Here is a 16768-nt window from a genome sequence, read left to right as displayed (position 1 = left end):
AACCGAACCCGAAGAAGGAAAGGACGGCACACCGATGTCGCAGACAGTGGACCGGCAGGACGGCAGTCCCGCACCCGGCCCGGTGCTCAGCCCCGAGGCCCTGTTCCACACCGGTCTGGTCGTGGAGGACCTGGACCTGGCGATGAAGACGCTGACCGAGCTGGCGGGCTACCGCTGGACCAGCGTGATGGAGCTCCAGGTGACGGCGCGCACCCCGGGCGGCCTCCAGCACGGCGACCAGCGTTTCGTGCTCTCGCTGGAGGAGCCGCGGCTCGAACTCGTCGAGGCCATCCCGGGCACCGTCTGGGTGTCCGACGGCGGCAACGGGGCCCATCACGTGGGCTACTGGGCCGAGAACGACCGGATCGAGGCCACCTCCGCGGCACTCGTGGAACTCGGCTTCGAGGTGGAGGCCTCCAACGACACCGAGGCGGACGGCACCCTGATGTGGGTCTACCACCGCGGTCTGGGCGGCATCCGGGTCGAGCTGCTGAACACCCTGATGAAGCCGTCCATGGACGCCTGGATCGCCGGCGCCGACCCCGCCGAGGTGCAGCAGGACGCGCCCGTCGGCTGACGGCGTTCCCCCGCACAGCAGTCGAGCCCCCGCCCTGGGACGGGCGGGGGCTCGACTGCTGCGGTCCCGGATCAGGTTCCCCAGGTGACCGGCAGGGTCTCCAGGGCGTGGTTGATCCCGCCGAGGTGCCAGGGGACCTCGCTCTCGGGCACGGCGAGCCTGAGGTCGGGGAAGCGCCGGACCAGGCCGTCGATGGCGATCTCCAGTTCCATCCGGGTCAGTTGCTTGCCCAGGCACAGGTGCATGCCGTGGCCGAACGAGAGATGCGGGTTGTGGGAGCGGCCGAGGTCGAGGCGGTCCGGGTCGGGGAAGACCCTCTCGTCACGGTTGGCCGAGGAGATGGCGATCACCACGGCGTCCCCCTTGGCGATCTTCATCCCGCCGAGCTCCAGGTCCTCCACGGCGATGCGCGGGTTGCCGGCCGAGTCCGTGGAGAAGAGGTTGACGTGCCGCAGCAGTTCCTCGACCGCCTTCGGGATCCGGGAGCGGTCCTCGGCCAGCCAGTTCCACTGGTCGCGGTGGTGCGCGATGAGCGCCAGGACGGAGCTGGCGAGCTGGTTGGCCGTGGTGTCGAAGCCCGCCCCGATCAGGGTGAAGGCGAAGGTCACCAGCTCCGTCTCGCTCAGCCGGTCCCCGCTGTCCCTGGCCGTGATCAGATCCGACAGCAGGTCCTGGGTGGGGTTCTCGCGCTTCTCCGCGACGACCTCGACCATGTACTCGTTCAGCTTGGCCAGGCCGTTGACGGAGTCCGAGTCCTCGCCCTGGTCGTCGACGGTGACGAAGTCCCGCGCGTGGGCGGCGAACAGCCGCAGGACCCTCATCGGCACACCCAGCAGCTCACCGATGACGGTCAGCGGCATGGGCACGGTGAACCGCTCCACCAGGTCGACCGGTCCGCCGGACGCGGCGAGGCCGTCGAGCATCCCGTCGGCGATCCGCTGGATGCCCGGCCTCATCTGCTCGATGCGCCGGGCGGTGAACGCCCCGGCCGCGAGCCGGCGCAGCCGGGCGTGCTCGGACCCGTCCATGGAAATGATCATTTCGGGCGTCGAGGTCATCGCCCCGCCGATCCGGGGTGCGCCGGGCTTCACGGTCTCGGCCCGGCTCAGCCGGGGATCCGCCAGTGCCTCCCGGGCCTCGTCGTAGGCGGTCACGAGCCAGGCGTCCACGCCGCCCTCGGTACGCACCCGTACGACCGGCTGCCCGGCCCGCAGCCCGGCGTACTGCGGGGCGGGGCAGCGGTAGGACGAGCCGGCGAGGGGGAACACCTTCATGTCCCGGTCCTCATCGGTCACTGACTCGCTCCCGTACTCGGTCACGGACACAACAGCACCTCCACAGTTGACACGGTTGCGCGGCACCGTAGAAGGCGCTGCTGGACACGGGGTTGCTTCGGACTCGACCCGCTCAGGCCGCGTCCGCCGGGACGTCCGGGCGCGGGGTGCGGCCCGGGACGCAGGAGCGTGCGGGCGGCAGGGTGCCGTCCACGAGATAGCGGTGCACGACGGCGTCGACGTGCGGGTTGCCGCCCAGCACGTACACCTCGTGCTCTCCCGAGTCCTGGACGGTGAGCAGGTGGTGGCCGACCAGTTCGGCCATGGCCACACCGCCGTCGTAGTGGTCCATGGGGTCGCCGTCGGCCTGCACGATCAGACCGGCGGCGTAGCCGTCGCGGGTGATCCGCACCGGTTCCTCGGCGGCCTCGAACGTGCGGAAGGCACCCACCCACGGCGAGGCCCGGAGCACCCCGTAGCCGTACGGGAAGCGCTTACGGAACTCCCGCATGTCCTGGTAGTAGACCTCCAGGTCGGACGGCCAGGCGTGCTCCAGCGTGATGGCCTCCAGGACGCCGACGCGCAGGTCGCCCTCGCTGTCCGCGGGCCGCCAGGTGCCCTGTTCGGCGAGCAGTTCGCGGCAGGCGTCCGGGTCTCCCTCGCGGGCCGCCCGGTGCACGCCGGCGACCAGGACGGCGAGGGTGGCCCACTGGCCGCGGTCGGCCGCCCGGTTGCCCACGGCCCCGTCGAACAGGGTCCGCAGCCTCACGGCGTCCTGCGGCAGCGACTCCAGGGCGGCGACCGCCTCCTCCACGGTGGTGAGCACCTGCTCGGCCGAGGCGCCGACGGCGAAGCCGGCGTGCCGCTCGCCGGTCCAGCGGGCCCACAGGTCGACGTTGCGCTGGACGGCGTCGCCCTGCTGGAGGAACTGCTCGCGCCACGTCCACTGCGGGCCGACGCAGGAGTCCAGGACCAGCCGGTCCAGGCCGGCCGGGAAGAGGCTGCCGTAGACGGCACCGACGTAGGCGCCGTACGCGTACCCGACGAAGCTGATCCGCTCCTCGCCGAGCACGGCACGGATCACGTCCATGTCCCGGGCGGTGTTGGGGGTGCTGATGTGCGGGCGCAGGTCCCCGCCGCCCCGTGCGCAGGCCTCCTCGCGCAGCCGCATGTCCTCGGCCAGTCCGGCGAACACGGTGTCCGGCGGCCGGGAGTCGAACGGCTGGGCGGGGACGGACACTTCGGCGTACAGCCGGGTCGATCCGGCGGTGCCGCGCGGGTCGAAGCCGATGAGGTCGTAGACCTCCTCCAGGGGGGTTCCGGCGAACTTGCCGGGCAGTCCGAGGCCGTGCCCCCAGTCGCCGCCGGGGCCGCCGTTGACGGCCAGCAGGACACCGCGCCGGCGCGCCGGGTCGGTGGCGCGGCGGCGGCTCAGGGCGAGTGTGATCCGCTCGCCCCCGGGGTCGGTGTAGTCGCGAGGGACCTCGATCGTCGCATGCTCGGTCCGGTCGTCGTCCGGTGCGGGCGACCATGCCGGCCGCTGTGTGTGGAACTCGCTCACCACCGCAAACCTCCGTTCTCGTCAGGCCGCCAGACTCGTAGCTGTGCCTTGAGGGGTACTGGAACGTTCCCGGACCGGCACGAACAGGGCCGCCACCAGTCCGGCCACGGCGAACAGGGCCGCCCAGGTGAGCGCCAGTCCGTAGCCGGAGGCGAGGGCGTCCGTGGTGTCCGCCCCGGCGGAGACGCGGGCGTCGGCGCGGGCGGCGGACAGCGCGGCCAGGGTCACCAGACCGGCCGCGCTGCCGAGCTGCCGGGTGGTGTTGAGCAGCCCGGAGGCGAGCCCGGCCTGATGGGCGGGGAGTCCGGCGGTGGCGGCGTTCGTCGTGGCGTTGAGCACCGCGCCCATGCCGAGGCCCAGGAGCACGGCGGGGCCCAGCACGTCCACGGTGTACGTGGCGCCCGCGTCCAGCCGGGCGAGCCAGAACAGTGCGACGGCGGACAGCCCGAGGCCGCCGAGCAGGACCGGGCGCGGTCCGGTGCGGGGAACGACCGAGGCGATGCCCCAGCCGCCGAGCGCCATGCCCAGGGACAGGGGCAGATAGCTCAGACCGGTGACCAGCGGGCTGTAGCCGAGCACCTGTTGGAGCAGCAGGGTGAAGAAGTAGAAGGTGCTGAAGAGCGCGGCGATGCCGAAGAAGGCGACAAGGTTGGCGGCGGCCACGGAACGGTTGCGGAAGATCTTGAGCGGCACCAGGGGGTGCCGGGCGAACCGTGCCTGGATCACCAGGAAGGCGGCGAGCAGCGCGGCGCCGGCCAGCAGCGGTCCGAGCACCCGCAGGGAACCCCAGCCGTGCACATGCGACTCCGAGACCCCGTACACGGTGCCCATCAGCCCGAGCGTGACCGTGACGGCACCGGGGAGGTCGAGCCTGCGGTGGGCACGCTCCTCGCCCTTCGGCCGGGTCTCCGGTACGACCCAGCGGACGGCGGCGAGCAGGGCGATCCCGACGGGGACGTTGATCAGGAAGATCCACCGCCAGGAGAGCCACTCGGTGATCACGCCGCCGGCCAGCACCCCGATCGCCCCGGCCGTCCCGGATACGGCGCTCCACCAGCCGTAGGCCCGTGCCCGTGCGCCCGGTTCGGTGAAGGTCGTGCCGAGCACGGTGAGCGTGGCGGGCGCCATGACGGCGGCTCCGAGGCCCTGGAAGGCGCGGGCGAGGATCAGCGTGCCCGGGGCGTCGGCCATTCCGCCGACCGCGCTGGCGAGCGTGAACAAGGCGACTCCGCACAGGAAGATCCTGCGCTGGCCGAACAGGTCCGCGAGCCGTCCGCCCAGCAGCAGGAAGCCGCAGACCACCACGGTGTAGGCGTTGTTGACGAGCTGCAGGTTGTGCCGGTCGAAGTCCAGGTCCCCCGCGATGACGGGCAGCGCCACGTTCACCACCGAGGCGTCGAGCACGTTCATGAACTGGCCCAGACAGCAGGCGACGAGCACCAGTCCGGTCCGGGGGGCGGCCCTGCCGGGCGGGGCGGGCGTCTGTCGCGTCCGATCGGTCACAGTCATGCGGGCACGCTGCGCCCCTTCGATGGACTGCCGCCGGACCGCGTGTCGACGCGCGCTCGAGCGCCGGTCCGCCCCCGTGGGGCGCCGGGGTCGCGCGGGCCGGCGCGGTCGAGATCCCCTCCACCGGGAATGCAGGGACGTATCCCACAGTCCGGTGCCGTACTTCCGCACGGCTGGCCGACATTCCACGAGGAGAGCTCGCCATGGCCAAGATCACCTACAAGCATCCGAACGGTACCGTCACCATCGTCGACGTCCAGGCGCCCAACACGGTCATGCGCGGTGCGAAGCTCAACAACGTCGACGGCATCGAGGCCCAGTGCGGCGGCTCCGCCCAGTGCGGCACCTGCCATGTGTACGTCGACGAGGCGAACACGCTGCCGCTGCCCGAGATGGACTCCGTCGAGGACGACGTGCTGTACGGCACCGCCTGCGAGCGCACCGAGTTCAGCCGGCTGAGCTGCCAGTTGCCCGTCGGTGACGAGATCGACGGACTGCTGGTCCACCTGCCCGAGGCGCAGAGCTGATGGCCTCGCACGCGGTCGTCGTGGTCGGCGCGGGCCAGGCGGGGTCCGACACGGCCTGCGCCCTTCGCAGCCGGGGCTTCCGGGGCCGGATCACGCTTGTCGGCGACGAGCCGCCCGGACCGTCCTACCGGCCGCCGCTGTCCAAGGGCTACCTGGCGGGCACGGTGGCGGCCGAGGAGATCGCGCTGCGGCCCCCGTCGTTCTACACCGAACAGGACATCGAGCTGCTGCCCGGCGACCGGGTGGCCTCCCTCGACCGCGAGCGGCGCACCGTCCTCCTGGAGTCCGGACTGCGGCTGCCGTACGACAACCTCGTCCTGGCCACCGGTTCCCGGCCCCGTAGCCTGCCCGTGCCCGGCGCCTCGCTGACCGGGGTGCTGTCGCTGCGCGGCCTGGCCGACGCCGAGGACCTGCGGCTGCGGCTCAGCGGGCCGCCCCGCAGACTCGTCGTGGTCGGCGCCGGCTTCATCGGCCTGGAGGTGGCGGCGACCGCCCGCGGCCTCGGCCACGACGTGACGGTGGTGGAGGCCCAGCCCCGGGCCCTGGCCCGCGCGCTCACCCCCACGGTGTCGGACCGGATCGTCGCCGAGCACCGCGAGCGGGGCGTACGCGTCCTGCTGGGGCGCGAGGTGACCGCGCTCTTCGGCGACGCCGAGGACCGGGTCCAGGTCATGGAGCTGGACGGCGGAGAGCGGATCGCCGCGGACCTCGTCGTGGTCGGCGTCGGCGTCCTGCCGAACGTCGAACTGGCTCTCGCCGCGGACCTGCTCGTCGGTGACGGCGTCGTCGTGGACGCGCAGCTGCGCACCAGCGACCCTTGCATCTTCGCCCTCGGTGACTGCGCGCGCTTCCCGAGCCCGCACGCGGGCCGCCATGTCCGGATCGAGTCCGTCCAGAACGCCTCCGACCAGGCCACGTGCGTGGCCGCCGCTGTCTGCGGCGAGCCCTACGCGTACACCGCCGTGCCCTGGTTCTGGTCCGAGCAGTACGCGCTGCGGCTGCAGATCGCGGGGCTGACGGCGCCCCACGACGAGACGGTCACCGTCGGCGACCTCGCCGAGGGGAAGTTCTCCGTCTTCTGCTTCCGCGGGGGCCGGCTGACCGGCGTCGAGTCGGTGAACCGTCCCGCGGACCACGGCATCGCCCGGCGCCTGCTCACGGCCGGCACCGATCTGTCACCCGGGACCGTCCGCGAGCCGGGCTTCGACCTCAAGAGACTCCCCCGCACCCCCACAGCTTCACCGTCCCGCACCACCACCCAGGAAAGGCTGTCCGTCCATGCCTGAAACCACGTCGGCGCCCGCGGGCGCGACCACCGGGGCCGATACCGCCCGGCGTCGGCCTCCGCGTCCGATCACCCTGAGAGTCCTCGGCGTCTGGCTGGCCGTACTCGCGGTCCTGGCCGGTGTCGGCACCGCGTCGGCCACGGCCGGCGAGACGTCCAGGCACCACGTCAGAGCCGTGTCGCTGGCCGGAACCTGGGACCTCACGGTGACCGTCCACACCCCTGACGGCGATTCCGTCGCCCACTCCCGCTTCGTCTTCCGCGCCGACCACCAGCTGACGGTCGAGGGACCGGCCGACGAGAACGGTGCGCCCCAGTTCGCCGGCAGCGGCTTCTGGAGCGACAAGAACAACGGCACGTTCGCCTTCTACGTCACGCACCCGCCGGGCCCGCCGGGATCCCCGTACCCGGGCAAGGTGGAGGCGGTGCACATGGGGCGGATATCGGGGCAGCGGTTCGTCTCCCGGGCGTACGCCTTCGTCACCCCCGACGCGACCGCCGGCCCCCAGGGACCGATCGACGTGGACGCCACCGCCGTCCGGGTGTCCTCCGCGGCCGGCTGACCCGGCTCCGGCCTCCTGCCCGCCTCCCGCTCCCACGAGTGGAAGGCGGGCGCGGCTCGTGCTGCGCGGGCACGGAACGGCCCCGGACCCCTCGTCCTTCTTCTTGTCCGTGAAGGAGGACGAGGGGGCCGGGACCGTTACGGTGTGTCCGCCGGGTCAGTTGCCCCGGACGACCGGGAGGCTGGTCAGCGTGTGGTTGATCTCCCCTACGTGCCAGGGCAGTTCACTCTCCGGGACGGCCAGCCGCAGGTCGGGGAAGCGGCGCACGAGGCCCTCGATGGCGATCTCCATCTCCATCCGCCCCAGGTGCTTGCCCAGGCAGTAGTGCATCCCGTGGCCGAAGGAGATGTGCGGGTTGCGCTCGCGGCCGAGGTCGAGCCGGTCGGGATCGTCGAAGACCTCGGGGTCGCGGTTTGCCGAGGCGAGGGACAGCAGGACCGCGTCACCCTTGGGGATCGTCACGTCGCCGATCTCGATGTCCTCGGCCGCGATGCGCGGGAAGCCCGAGGTGTCGGTGGCGAAGAGGTTCACGTGCCGCAGGAGTTCCTCGACGGCCTTGGGGATACGGGAGTGGTCCTCGACCAGGTAGCGCCACTGCTCCTGGTGGTCGACCAGCAGGGCGAGCACCGAGTTGGCCAGCTGGTTGGCCGTGGTGTCGAAGCCGGCGCCGATCAGGGTGAATCCGAAGGTGACGAGCTCGGGCTCGCTGAGGCGGTCGTCGTCGTCGCGGGCCGCGATGAGCTCGGACAGCATGTCGTCGGAGGGGTTGGCCCGCTTCTCCGCGATGAGCCCCACGATGTACTCGCTGAGCTTGCCCAGCGCGTGCAGCGACGCCTCTCCGCCTGCCCGGTCGTCGACGGTGGCGAAGGCACGCGCCCACTGCTCGAAGTCCCGCAGGTCCTCGGCGGGTACGCCCAGGAGTTCGCCGATGACGGTCAGCGGCAGCGGCACCGCGAGCTGCTGGACGAGGTCGACGGTGCCGCCCTTGGCCTCCATGTCGTCCAGGAGCTCGTCCGTGACCCGCTGGACGTTCTCCCGCATGCGCTCCACCCGGCGCATGGTGAAGGCTCCGGCCACCAGCTTGCGCAGCCGGGAGTGCTCGGGCGCGTCCAGGGAGATGATCATCTCCGGCGTGGTGTGCATGGTGCCGCCCACCCGCGGGGCGCCCTCGCCGCAGGCCTGGGCGCGGCTGAGCCGGGGGTCGGCGGACAGCCGCCGGACGTCCTCGTAGCGCGTGATCAGCCAGGCGTCGACACCGCCCGCCGTGGGCACCTTCACCACCGGCTGTTCGGCCCGCAGCCTGCTGTACGCGGGCGCGGGACCGCGGTAGCTGGATCCGTCGAAGGGGAAGGTGTGCGCCACCGGGCAGCCGGTGCCCTGGGGCGCCGTCTCCTGGGTGGCCGTCTCCTGGGTGACTGTCACGATGAAACCTCCGCTTGGCGTTACCGGTCGGGGCCAACGTACGTACCGCCGATGGAGACCGAGTCGCCCGCAACTGGAGCGCTCCGCCCCTGCGCGGGGACGGGGGAAGGGGGCGCCCGGACCTCCCGGACGCCCCCCTTCGCCGCCGCGTCGGCCCCGCCTACTCCGCGGGGCCGAGCAGCACAGCCGAGTAGTTCTTGCGCGCCGCCGTGTCGTACTGGAGCGCCACGTGGCTGGTCGCGGACGTGACGTCCCGCCAGAACCGCTGCAGGGCGTGCCCCTCGCCGAGTCCGCCGGTGCCGGCCGCGCTCACCAGGAGCGCGACCGCCTCGCGCAGGCTCTCCGCGGCGTACGTCGCGTTGCGCTCGTTGCGCGCCATGTGCTCGGGTGTGAACAGCCGCTGGTCCAGGACCCGGGCGTTCTGCTCCACGAGTCCGCGCGCCGCGTCGATGCGGCCGGATGCCCGGACGAAGGTGAGCTCGGCGGTCTGGTTCCGCCGCCGCCCGGTGACCGAACCCGCCGCGGCCTCCAGTGCTCCCACCGCCGCCCCGACGACCGGGGCGATGAAGGTGAGCCCGCCGACGGCCTGGAAGGGCACGTTGTGCGAGGGCACACCGGAGGTGCTGTTGCGGCCGGTGAGCATGTCGGTCCGGTCGAAGGAGAGGTGGCCCGGCACGAACACGTCGTCCACGACGACCGTGTGGCTGCCGGTGGCCCGCATGCCGACGCTGTCCCACGTCTCCTGCACGCCGTACGAACCGCGCGGCAGGGTGAAGAAGCGCAACTGCGGCGGCCCCTCGCCGCCCCCGACGGCCGCACAGAGCATGACCCAGTCGGCGAAGCCGATCCCGCTGACGTACGCCCACCGGCCGGTGACGCGCCAGCCGCCGTCGACGGGCCTGGCCCGCCCGGCGGGCATCAGCCCGGTCGCCACGACGGTGTCGGGGCTCGTCCCCCAGAGTGCCTGGTGCCCCTCCTCGGGCAGGTGGGCGGCGAAGCGCGCCGAGTACGCGGCGAGCGAGGCGCACCACGCAGAGGCGGCACAGCCCTGGCCGACGGACACGACGGCGCGGGTCAGCTCGTCGAAGGAGCCCTCCGCGCCGCCGAACCGGGCGGCGACGAAGTGCCGGGCGAAGCCGGCCTCCCGTATCGCGTCGGTGACCTCGCGGGACAGGACGCGTCCGGTGTCCGCGTCGCCGGCGTGCACCGCCGCGAGCAGGCGCAGCCGGTCGGCGGCCTCGACGAGCCCGGTGCCCGCGGCGGCGGGGGCCTCGATGACACCGGTGTCCACGCTCATGCTCCGGCCCCGTCCGCGACGGCCTGCGCGAAGCGCTCCAGCGTCTCGCCCGGGCTCGGGCCGTCGAGCGCCCTGAAGATCCGCTCGGCGCCCGGGCCGTGCCGGTCCAGCTCGACGTGCGCGAGCGACACCCTGGTGTGCTCGGCGTCGACGGCCTCGAAGTCGACCTCGATCCGGCTGGCCCCGTCGTCCGTGGGAATCGACTGCCAGTTGGGGTCGATCCGCCAGGTCATCGCGACCCGCAGGCCCGGCACCCACTCCAGCACCCGGCCCCAGGCGATCTCGGTGCCCTCCACGTCCCACTCGTAGTAGCGCCCGCCCACGCCGGCCTCGAAGGCCAGTCCGGCGCGCTCCTTGCGGACCAGGATGTGGCTCGGCGGCCACCAGTCCGCGGGGCGCTCGGTGAAGACCTTGAAGCACTGGTCGGGCGTCGCCGCCACGGTCACCGACTTCCTGACGTCGGGCAGGGTCTGCGTCTGCTCGGGCACGGGGTCTCCTCGCTCCAGCCGGGTGTCCGCCCGGTCGCCGCATCGAATGGCGTCCACGCTGACCGCTCCCGCTAGGCCGGGTGTCGAGCGCGGCTCGAACGCGTGCCGTCCACCCCGGCTCCACCGCCGTCCGAGAACCCCGCAAGGCGACGGGCCCACCGTCGACCCAGCGTGGACCGGATCGGGACGAGCGATGGGGAGAGCACGATGACAGACACGGGACGACGAGTTGCCTTCGTCACCGGCGCGACCAGCGGGATCGGCCTCGCGGTGACCGAGCTGCTGGCCCGCCAGGGGGTCGCGGTGTTCGGGGTGGCCCGCAACGCCGACAGCGTGCGCACCGTGGTCAAGGAGCTGCGCGAGGAGGGCCTCGAGGTGGCCGGGACCGTCTGTGACGTGACCTCGCTCGAACAGATCAAGGAGGCCGTGCGGGCCGCGGTGGCGGAGTACGGGCGCATCGACATCCTCGTCAACAACGCCGGCCGGGGCGGCGGCGGGGTGACCGCCGAGATCGAGGACTCCCTCTGGGACGACGTGATCGAGACGAACCTCAACGGCACCTTCCGCGTGACCCGCGAGGTGCTGAGCACCGGTCTCATGCGGGACGGCGACTGGGGGCGGATCATCAACATCGCCTCCACGGGGGGCAAGCAGGGCGTCGAGCTGGCCGCGCCGTACTCCGCCTCCAAGCACGGTGTCATCGGCTTCACCAAGGCCGTCGGCAAGGAGCTCGCCGCGACCGGCATCACCGTGAACGCCGTCTGCCCCGGCTATGTGGAGACCCCGATGGCGCAGCGCGTGCGCCAGGGTTACGCGGGCCACTACGGGGTGAGCGAGCAGGAGATCCAGGACAAGTTCAACTCCAAGATCCCGCTCGGCCGTTACTCGACCCCCGAGGAGGTCGCCGGCCTGGTCGGCTACCTGGCCTCCGACACCGCCGCGTCCATCACCGCGCAGGCACTGAACGTCTGCGGCGGCCTCGGCAACTACTGACCCGGGCGCCGGACGGGCAGTTCCGGCCACCACCGACCACGACGCCCTGCTGTCACGGGCGGAATCGGAGAATCTGACATGACCGCTGTGACCGCCGGCGCGCTGCTGGCCGAGCCCGACGTGGCCTCCTTCCGCGCCGCGATGGGCCGCTTCCCGACGGGCGTCACGCTGCTCACCCGGGGCAGCGGCGACGACACCATCGTGATGACCCTGAACAGCCTGACCTCGGTGTCGCTCGACCCCATGCTGATCCTGGTGTCCGTGAAGGCGGACGGCCGCATGCGGCCGCGGATCTCACGCGCCGGGAACTTCGCGGTGAACGTCCTGACCGAGTCGCAGCGCGACCTGGCACAGGAGTTCTGCCGCCCGGACCGCTCGGAGGGCCGGGAGGCGATGCTGCGGCTCTCCGCCGAGGAGGGCGTCACGGGCAACGCGGTGCTCCCCGACGCGGAGGCGGTGTTCGAGTGCCTGCTGGAGGCGGAGTACGCCGCCGGGGACCACACGCTGCTCGTCGGCCGGGTCGTCGCCCTGTCCGGCGGTCTGTCCGCCGCGGACCCGCTCCTCTTCCACCAGGGCCGCTTCGGCCGCCTGCCCGCAGCGGGGGCCGCCGCATGAGCACGGCCACCGCTCCGGACGTCGCACCGCCCGGCTCGCTGCTGCCGGTCGCCGACGGGGTGTACGCGTTCGTCCAGCCCGAGGGCGGCTGGTGCCTGAACAACGCCGGACTGGTCGCCGGCCGGGACTCCGCCGTCCTCGTGGACACGGCGGCGACGGAGTCCCGCACCCGGCGGCTCCGCGAGGAGGTCGCCCGCGTCGTGCCGGGCGGGCCGGACCACGTCGTCAACACGCACTTCCACGGTGACCACACCTTCGGCAACGGCCAGTTCGTCCCGCGCGCGGAGATCGTGGCCCACGAGGGGACCAGGTCCGACACGGCGGAGGCCGGCCTCGGCCTGCGCCATCTGTGGCCCGGTGTGGAGTGGGGCGAGACCCCCCTGACCCTGCCCACGCTCACCTTCCGTGACGAACTCACCCTGCACCACGGGGACATGCGCACCGAGCTGCTGCACGTGGGCCCCGCCCACACGGCGAACGACGTCGTGGCGTGGGTGCCGGAGCGGTCCGTGCTGTTCACCGGGGACGTCGTCTGGTCGGGAGTCACTCCGTACATCCTGATGGGGTCCGTGACCGGTTCGCTGGCGGCCCTGGACCGGCTGCGGGCGCTGGAGCCCGAAGTGGTGGTCCCCGGTCACGGTCCGGTCGGGGGCCCGGAGCTGATCGACGCCACCCGGGCCTACGTCGTCCGGGTGCGGGACCTGGCCGTGGACGGCCTGCGGCGGGGCGTGGACCCCCTGCGCGCCGCGAGGGAGGCGGACCTCGGGGAGTTCGGCGGTCTGCTGGACCCCGAGCGCCTGGTCGGCAACCTGCACCGCGCCTACGCGGAACTGGAGGGCCTCGCCCCGGGCGCCCGCATCGACGTGGCCGCCTCGTTCAAGGAGATGGTCGCCTACAACGGCGGGCTGCCGGCCTGCCACGCCTGACCGCACACACCGCACATCTCGAAGAAGGAGGACTCGTCGATGAAGACGATGCTGCTGGACCGCGAGACGGTGGAGCCACCGCCCGTGCCCCTTCCCGCTCTTCCCGCGCTTCCCTCGCTTCCCCTAGCGGCCGTGCCCCTGTGGGCGCCGCTGCTGCTGGCCGGGGACCCGGACGACGACGGGAGCGAGCCGCACATCTGCCGGGGCATCGACTGAACGGCCGCCGGGCGGCTCCCGGCACGTGGACGAGGGGCCCTGCGCGCAGGGCCCCTCGTCCACGTGCCGGACAGAACCGCTCAGACGACGGGCGGGGCCACCGGGGTGTCACGGTGGATGACCCTCGACCGGGTCAGCAGCCCGCCGTCACGGCGCACCAGCACGTCGTCCACGGTGAACGTCGGCTGGAAGGCGACCTTGCCCTCGCGGTCGGTCTGGGTGACCAGCGTGTAGTACGAGACGCGCAGGACGTCCGCGTCGGTCGCGTCGGGCTCGATGATCAGGTGGCCGAACCAGTGGCGTACGGCGATGTCCTGGTAGCGGGGCAGGCCGGCCCGCATCCCGGCGATCATCTCCGCCCGGCCGCTCTGACGGTGCCCGCCCGCGTGCACGACCTCCCCGTCGTCCGTGAACGTGTCGGCGAACCCCTCGATGTCGAGGGCGTCGACCCGTCGCATCTGCTGGGCGTAGAAGGTCTGCACCTCCGCGTACAGGTCACCCGTGACCTGCTGACGGAGGGTCCCGACCGGCTGAGACATGGCGAACTCCCTTCGCGGCGGCGGCCCTCACGGCTGCCCGCCCTGCACACCAGCCTGCCGGGGACGGCTGCAGCACCGCTGGAGAGGCACTCGTGATCGTCAGCCTGCCGCCCGGGCGGCCGGGCGGCAGGCTGACGGAGCACCCGCCGAGGCGGGCCGGGGGCTCACGCGTCCCGCCACGCCTCCCTGTTCCGTGCGACGTCGTAGACCCGCTCGACCTGCGTCGCGGTGAGCACCCCCGTCAGCGGGGCGAGGGCCGACAACTGCCGCTCCCGGCAGACCCGGACGCCGGCGGGGGTGGCGGCCACGTCGAGCCCGGTGACCCCGCTGAACACGAGCACCGTCCGGACGGGTACGTCGAAGGCGCAGTACCTCTCGAACACCCTCCTGGCGCGCGGAGCCCCGGGACGGCCTTCGAGCGCGTAGGGCCGCGGGTCACCGTCCCCGGTCCGCAGGGTCCCGTCGGCGATGCGTACGTCCACCCCTGGGTGGTGCTCGGTGCTCACGGCGAACACGCCGCCCGGGCCGATGAGCAGGTGCCCGATCCAGGTGCCGTCGGACAGCGGCACGGAGTGCAGGACCCGCCAGCCGTGCCGTGTCAGCCGCCGGAGTTCGGCCCCGACCCGTCGCTCGCCCGCCAGCGCGGTCCGGCGCGGGTCGGCCTCCTTGTGCCGCCGCAGGGCGCCGGTGGCCGCCCGCACGAGGGTTCCGGCGGCGGACTCGCCGAGCTGTTCCCGGAGTTCCTCCCCGGCCCGCCGGGCGGCGAGGTCGTTCGCGGGCGTCAGAGCCGGCAGCACGGCCCGCCTCCCGGCCCCCTGCTCCTGCTGACCGCCGGGGACGGCGGATAAGGGCTCCCCCGTCATCTCCGGCGTGGGCGGGGCCTGTTGTCCGGTCTCCGCACCCGGGGCGCCCTCCGCCTCCGGACCGGGGGCGTGGGCGGGGTCCGTCGCGGACTCCCCGAACGCGGCCCCGGCCTCCTCCCCGCTGCCGTCCGTATCGCGTGCGGCAGCCCGCTTCCGCATCCCGCGCATGGGCGGGATGCGCGGGACCTGCGGAGGGGTCCGCGGTGCGGGCGGCCCGGCCGGGGCGTCCTCGCCGACGAGGGACGGCATGTCCGGGACCTGTCGGGCGAGCGCGTCCAGCACGGCGTCGCGGTAGCGCGGGTGCAGCACCGTGATGGTGCCGTTGCCCAGATCCGCCCAGCCGATCGCGGTGCCGTCCGGAAGATTCACATAGAGCCGGTCGTGCCCGAAGAGCTGCCATGACGTGACCTTGAGATCCTGCATCGTGCCCCCTCTGTTCACCGCTCCGGCATCCTGACTCCCCCCAGCCTGTACGCCGGTCCGGCCGCCGGACAGGGCGCAGAGCGGGCGCGCGGAATCGGGAGCACGGCATTCCGGAGCCGGTCCGGGGCCGGAACACCCCCGGGCCGGCTCCGGCCGCCCGGTCAGACCAGGGGGAGACCGGGCGCCGGATAGGCGTCCATCATGGCCTTCACTTCGCCTCTGACCTTGGAAACGGCCGCCTCGTCACCTGTACGGGCGGCTTCGACCACGAGATCGATCCACTGCGCGACCGCGCCCATCTCGGACGCGGGTACACCGCGGGACGTGAGCGCCGGGGTGCCGATGCGGATGCCGGACGGGTCGAAGGGCTTACGGGGGTCGTACAGCACGGTGTTGTAGTTGACGACGATCCCCGCCCGGTCGAGTGCCTTGGCGGCGGCCTTGCCCGAGACGCCCTTGGCCGTGAGGTCGGCCAGCAGCAGATGGTTGTCCGTGCCTCCGGACACGAGATCGAATCCGCGGGCCGCCAGTTCCTCGCCCAGCGCGCGTGCGTTGGCGACCACCTCGTGGGCGTACGCGGCGAATCCGGCTCCGGCGGCCTCCTTCAGGGCGACCGCGATGGCGGCGGTGGTCTGGTTGTGCGGTCCGCCCTGGAGGCCGGGGAACACCGCGCGGTCGATCGCCCGGGCGTGCTCGGCGCGGGTCAGCAGCATGGCCCCGCGCGGTCCGCGCAGGGTCTTGTGCGTGGTGGTGGACACCACGTCCGCGTAGGGGGCGGGCGAGGGGTGCGCGCCGCCCGCGATCAGTCCCGCGATGTGCGCGACGTCGGCCACCAGCACGGCGCCGGTCTCCCGGGCGATCTCCGCGAACCCGGCGAAGTCGGTCACCCGGGGCACGGCGGTACCGCCGCAGAAGATCATTTTGGGCCGCTCGGCGAGGGCCAGGTCGCGCACCTCGTCCAGGTCGACCCGTCCGGTGTCGCGGCGGACACCGTACCGCACGCCCCTGAACCAGGTGCCGGTGGCGGAGACGTCCCAGCCGTGCGTGAGGTGCCCGCCCATCGGCAGCGACATCCCGAGGACCGTGTCGCCGGGCTTCAGGAACGCCAGGTAGACGGCGAGGTTGGCCGGGGATCCGGAGTAAGGCTGCACGTTGGCGTGGTCCATCCGGAAGAGCGCCTTGGCGCGCTCCACGGCGAGGGCCTCGACCTGGTCGATGACCTGCTGTCCCTCGTAGTAGCGCTTGCCGGGATAGCCCTCGGAGTACTTGTTCTGCAGGACGGTGCCGGAGGCCTCCAGCACGGCGGCGGACACGTAGTTCTCACTGGGGATCAGCCGCAGGGTGTCCGCCTGGAGGCGCTCCTCCGCGTTCACGAGCGCGGCGAGTTCGGGGTCGGTCGCACCGAGGGCGGGGCGGCGGTCGTCGGACGGCGTTACGGACACGGGGATCCTCCCGGGTCGGTCGCACGGGGGCGACGTGGACCCGGATTGCCCAGGCGGACGGCCCTCCGGCGATGACGCCCCGGGCGGGCCCGGGGAGTGCCGCTCCCTCGTGGTCGTTTCCACGGAGCACCCTGCCGGGTGCGCGCCAGTCGCGGCAATCCGCACCTTACTGTGCGCACGGCCAGAAGAAGGCGTGAACGGGGACGAAAGTGGGCAGCTACCCCGGGACCTGACGGGATTCGACGGTG

Annotated in this window: 17 protein-coding genes; 8 read left to right on the top strand and 9 right to left on the bottom strand. The window is 72.8% G+C overall.

Annotation, left to right across the window (positions count from 1 at the left end):
* The first annotated feature begins 34 nt into the window (after nt 1-34).
* On the top strand, nt 35-577 hold the full coding sequence (locus tag ACFYY2_RS18740; RefSeq protein ID WP_388743916.1) for a VOC family protein: 543 nt from the start codon (nt 35-37) through the stop codon (nt 575-577).
* Between the two features lie 71 nt (nt 578-648).
* Here the strand turns inward: ACFYY2_RS18740 and ACFYY2_RS18735 are convergent, their stop codons facing one another.
* The 3 genes from ACFYY2_RS18735 to ACFYY2_RS18725 form a co-directional block, all read right to left on the bottom strand.
* Nucleotides 649-1851, bottom strand: a complete 1203-nt coding sequence (locus tag ACFYY2_RS18735) for a cytochrome P450 (RefSeq protein WP_388743913.1) — start codon at nt 1849-1851, stop codon at nt 649-651.
* A 133-nt stretch (nt 1852-1984) separates the two neighbouring features.
* Nucleotides 1985-3412, bottom strand: a complete 1428-nt coding sequence (locus tag ACFYY2_RS18730; RefSeq protein ID WP_388743910.1) for an alpha/beta fold hydrolase — start codon at nt 3410-3412, stop codon at nt 1985-1987.
* A 21-nt stretch (nt 3413-3433) separates the two neighbouring features.
* Nucleotides 3434-4921 carry an MFS transporter gene (locus tag ACFYY2_RS18725; RefSeq protein WP_388743907.1) on the bottom strand — a complete coding sequence of 496 codons (1488 nt, stop codon included), beginning with the start codon at nt 4919-4921 and terminating at the stop codon, nt 3434-3436.
* Between the two features lie 203 nt (nt 4922-5124).
* Here ACFYY2_RS18725 and ACFYY2_RS18720 point away from each other — a divergent pair, with 203 nt between their 5' ends.
* Genes ACFYY2_RS18720 through ACFYY2_RS18710 form a run of 3 tightly spaced genes read left to right on the top strand, consistent with a single transcriptional unit; the run spans nt 5125 to nt 7296 of the window.
* Entirely contained in the window at nt 5125-5448 is a 324-nt protein-coding gene (locus ACFYY2_RS18720) for a 2Fe-2S iron-sulfur cluster-binding protein (protein WP_327114700.1), read from the top strand.
* Nucleotides 5448-6734: an NAD(P)/FAD-dependent oxidoreductase gene (locus tag ACFYY2_RS18715; RefSeq protein ID WP_388743904.1), complete on the top strand. Its 1287-nt coding sequence runs from the start codon at nt 5448-5450 to the stop codon at nt 6732-6734. Before ACFYY2_RS18720 ends, ACFYY2_RS18715 begins: the two co-directional genes overlap by 1 nt.
* Nucleotides 6727-7296 (top strand): hypothetical protein, encoded by a 570-nt coding sequence (locus ACFYY2_RS18710; protein WP_329040566.1) that lies wholly within the window; start codon nt 6727-6729, stop codon nt 7294-7296. Before ACFYY2_RS18715 ends, ACFYY2_RS18710 begins: the two co-directional genes overlap by 8 nt.
* Before the next feature lie 156 nt (nt 7297-7452).
* On the opposite strand, the gene ACFYY2_RS18705 is transcribed toward ACFYY2_RS18710, so the two are convergent.
* The 3 genes from ACFYY2_RS18705 to ACFYY2_RS18695 form a co-directional block, all read right to left on the bottom strand.
* A complete protein-coding gene (locus ACFYY2_RS18705) occupies nt 7453-8718 on the bottom strand; it encodes a cytochrome P450 (protein ID WP_388743901.1) in 1266 nt (421 codons plus the stop codon).
* A 160-nt stretch (nt 8719-8878) separates the two neighbouring features.
* A complete protein-coding gene (locus ACFYY2_RS18700; RefSeq protein ID WP_388743898.1) occupies nt 8879-10015 on the bottom strand; it encodes a hydrolase in 1137 nt (378 codons plus the stop codon).
* A complete protein-coding gene (locus ACFYY2_RS18695; RefSeq protein ID WP_388743896.1) occupies nt 10012-10560 on the bottom strand; it encodes an SRPBCC family protein in 549 nt (182 codons plus the stop codon). Before ACFYY2_RS18695 ends, ACFYY2_RS18700 begins: the two co-directional genes overlap by 4 nt.
* A gap of 150 nt (nt 10561-10710) precedes the next feature.
* On the opposite strand from ACFYY2_RS18695, the gene ACFYY2_RS18690 reads away from it, so the two are divergent.
* The 4 genes from ACFYY2_RS18690 (at nt 10711) to ACFYY2_RS18675 (ending at nt 13253) form a co-directional block, all read left to right on the top strand.
* Nucleotides 10711-11496 (top strand): SDR family NAD(P)-dependent oxidoreductase, encoded by a 786-nt coding sequence (locus tag ACFYY2_RS18690; RefSeq protein WP_388743893.1) that lies wholly within the window; start codon nt 10711-10713, stop codon nt 11494-11496.
* Between the two features lie 78 nt (nt 11497-11574).
* Nucleotides 11575-12111 (top strand): flavin reductase family protein, encoded by a 537-nt coding sequence (locus tag ACFYY2_RS18685; RefSeq protein WP_388743891.1) that lies wholly within the window; start codon nt 11575-11577, stop codon nt 12109-12111.
* Nucleotides 12108-13037, top strand: coding sequence for an MBL fold metallo-hydrolase (locus ACFYY2_RS18680; protein ID WP_388743888.1), 930 nt, complete (start codon nt 12108-12110; stop codon nt 13035-13037). The genes ACFYY2_RS18685 and ACFYY2_RS18680 overlap by 4 nt, the downstream gene beginning before the upstream one ends.
* Nucleotides 13038-13076: 39 nt before the next feature.
* Nucleotides 13077-13253 (top strand): hypothetical protein, encoded by a 177-nt coding sequence (locus ACFYY2_RS18675; RefSeq protein WP_388743885.1) that lies wholly within the window; start codon nt 13077-13079, stop codon nt 13251-13253.
* 80 nt (nt 13254-13333) lie between these two features.
* Here the strand turns inward: ACFYY2_RS18675 and ACFYY2_RS18670 are convergent, their stop codons facing one another.
* The 3 genes from ACFYY2_RS18670 to glyA form a co-directional block, all read right to left on the bottom strand.
* Entirely contained in the window at nt 13334-13792 is a 459-nt protein-coding gene (locus ACFYY2_RS18670; protein WP_388743882.1) for a nuclear transport factor 2 family protein, read from the bottom strand.
* 164 nt (nt 13793-13956) lie between these two features.
* A complete protein-coding gene (locus ACFYY2_RS18665; protein ID WP_388743880.1) occupies nt 13957-15078 on the bottom strand; it encodes an NERD domain-containing protein in 1122 nt (373 codons plus the stop codon).
* Between the two features lie 161 nt (nt 15079-15239).
* Nucleotides 15240-16520, bottom strand: coding sequence for a serine hydroxymethyltransferase (gene glyA, locus ACFYY2_RS18660; protein ID WP_388743878.1), 1281 nt, complete (start codon nt 16518-16520; stop codon nt 15240-15242).
* Nucleotides 16521-16768: the final 248 nt, after the last annotated feature.

This window comes from Streptomyces sp. NPDC001822 (assembly GCF_042892135.1).
In the GTDB taxonomy this organism is placed as follows: domain Bacteria; phylum Actinomycetota; class Actinomycetes; order Streptomycetales; family Streptomycetaceae; genus Streptomyces.
The sequence above is the reverse complement of the archived record's forward strand: the minus strand, read 5'-3'. Positions and strand labels throughout refer to the sequence as shown.

Bases quoted from the DNA above. Each gene is read 5' to 3' on its own strand.
- ACFYY2_RS18740 (WP_388743916.1), top strand. From the start codon at position 35: ATGTCGCAGACAGTGGACCGGCAGGACGGCAGTCCCGCACCCGGCCCG.
- ACFYY2_RS18735 (WP_388743913.1), bottom strand. From the start codon at position 1,851: ATGAAGGTGTTCCCCCTCGCCGGCTCGTCCTACCGCTGCCCCGCCCCG.
- ACFYY2_RS18725 (WP_388743907.1), bottom strand. From the start codon at position 4,921: ATGACTGTGACCGATCGGACGCGACAGACGCCCGCCCCGCCCGGCAGG.
- ACFYY2_RS18720 (WP_327114700.1), top strand. From the start codon at position 5,125: ATGGCCAAGATCACCTACAAGCATCCGAACGGTACCGTCACCATCGTC.
- ACFYY2_RS18715 (WP_388743904.1), top strand. From the start codon at position 5,448: ATGGCCTCGCACGCGGTCGTCGTGGTCGGCGCGGGCCAGGCGGGGTCC.
- ACFYY2_RS18710 (WP_329040566.1), top strand. From the start codon at position 6,727: ATGCCTGAAACCACGTCGGCGCCCGCGGGCGCGACCACCGGGGCCGAT.
- ACFYY2_RS18700 (WP_388743898.1), bottom strand. From the start codon at position 10,015: ATGAGCGTGGACACCGGTGTCATCGAGGCCCCCGCCGCCGCGGGCACC.
- ACFYY2_RS18690 (WP_388743893.1), top strand. From the start codon at position 10,711: ATGACAGACACGGGACGACGAGTTGCCTTCGTCACCGGCGCGACCAGC.
- ACFYY2_RS18685 (WP_388743891.1), top strand. From the start codon at position 11,575: ATGACCGCTGTGACCGCCGGCGCGCTGCTGGCCGAGCCCGACGTGGCC.
- ACFYY2_RS18680 (WP_388743888.1), top strand. From the start codon at position 12,108: ATGAGCACGGCCACCGCTCCGGACGTCGCACCGCCCGGCTCGCTGCTG.
- ACFYY2_RS18675 (WP_388743885.1), top strand. From the start codon at position 13,077: ATGAAGACGATGCTGCTGGACCGCGAGACGGTGGAGCCACCGCCCGTG.
- ACFYY2_RS18670 (WP_388743882.1), bottom strand. From the start codon at position 13,792: ATGTCTCAGCCGGTCGGGACCCTCCGTCAGCAGGTCACGGGTGACCTG.
- ACFYY2_RS18665 (WP_388743880.1), bottom strand. From the start codon at position 15,078: ATGCAGGATCTCAAGGTCACGTCATGGCAGCTCTTCGGGCACGACCGG.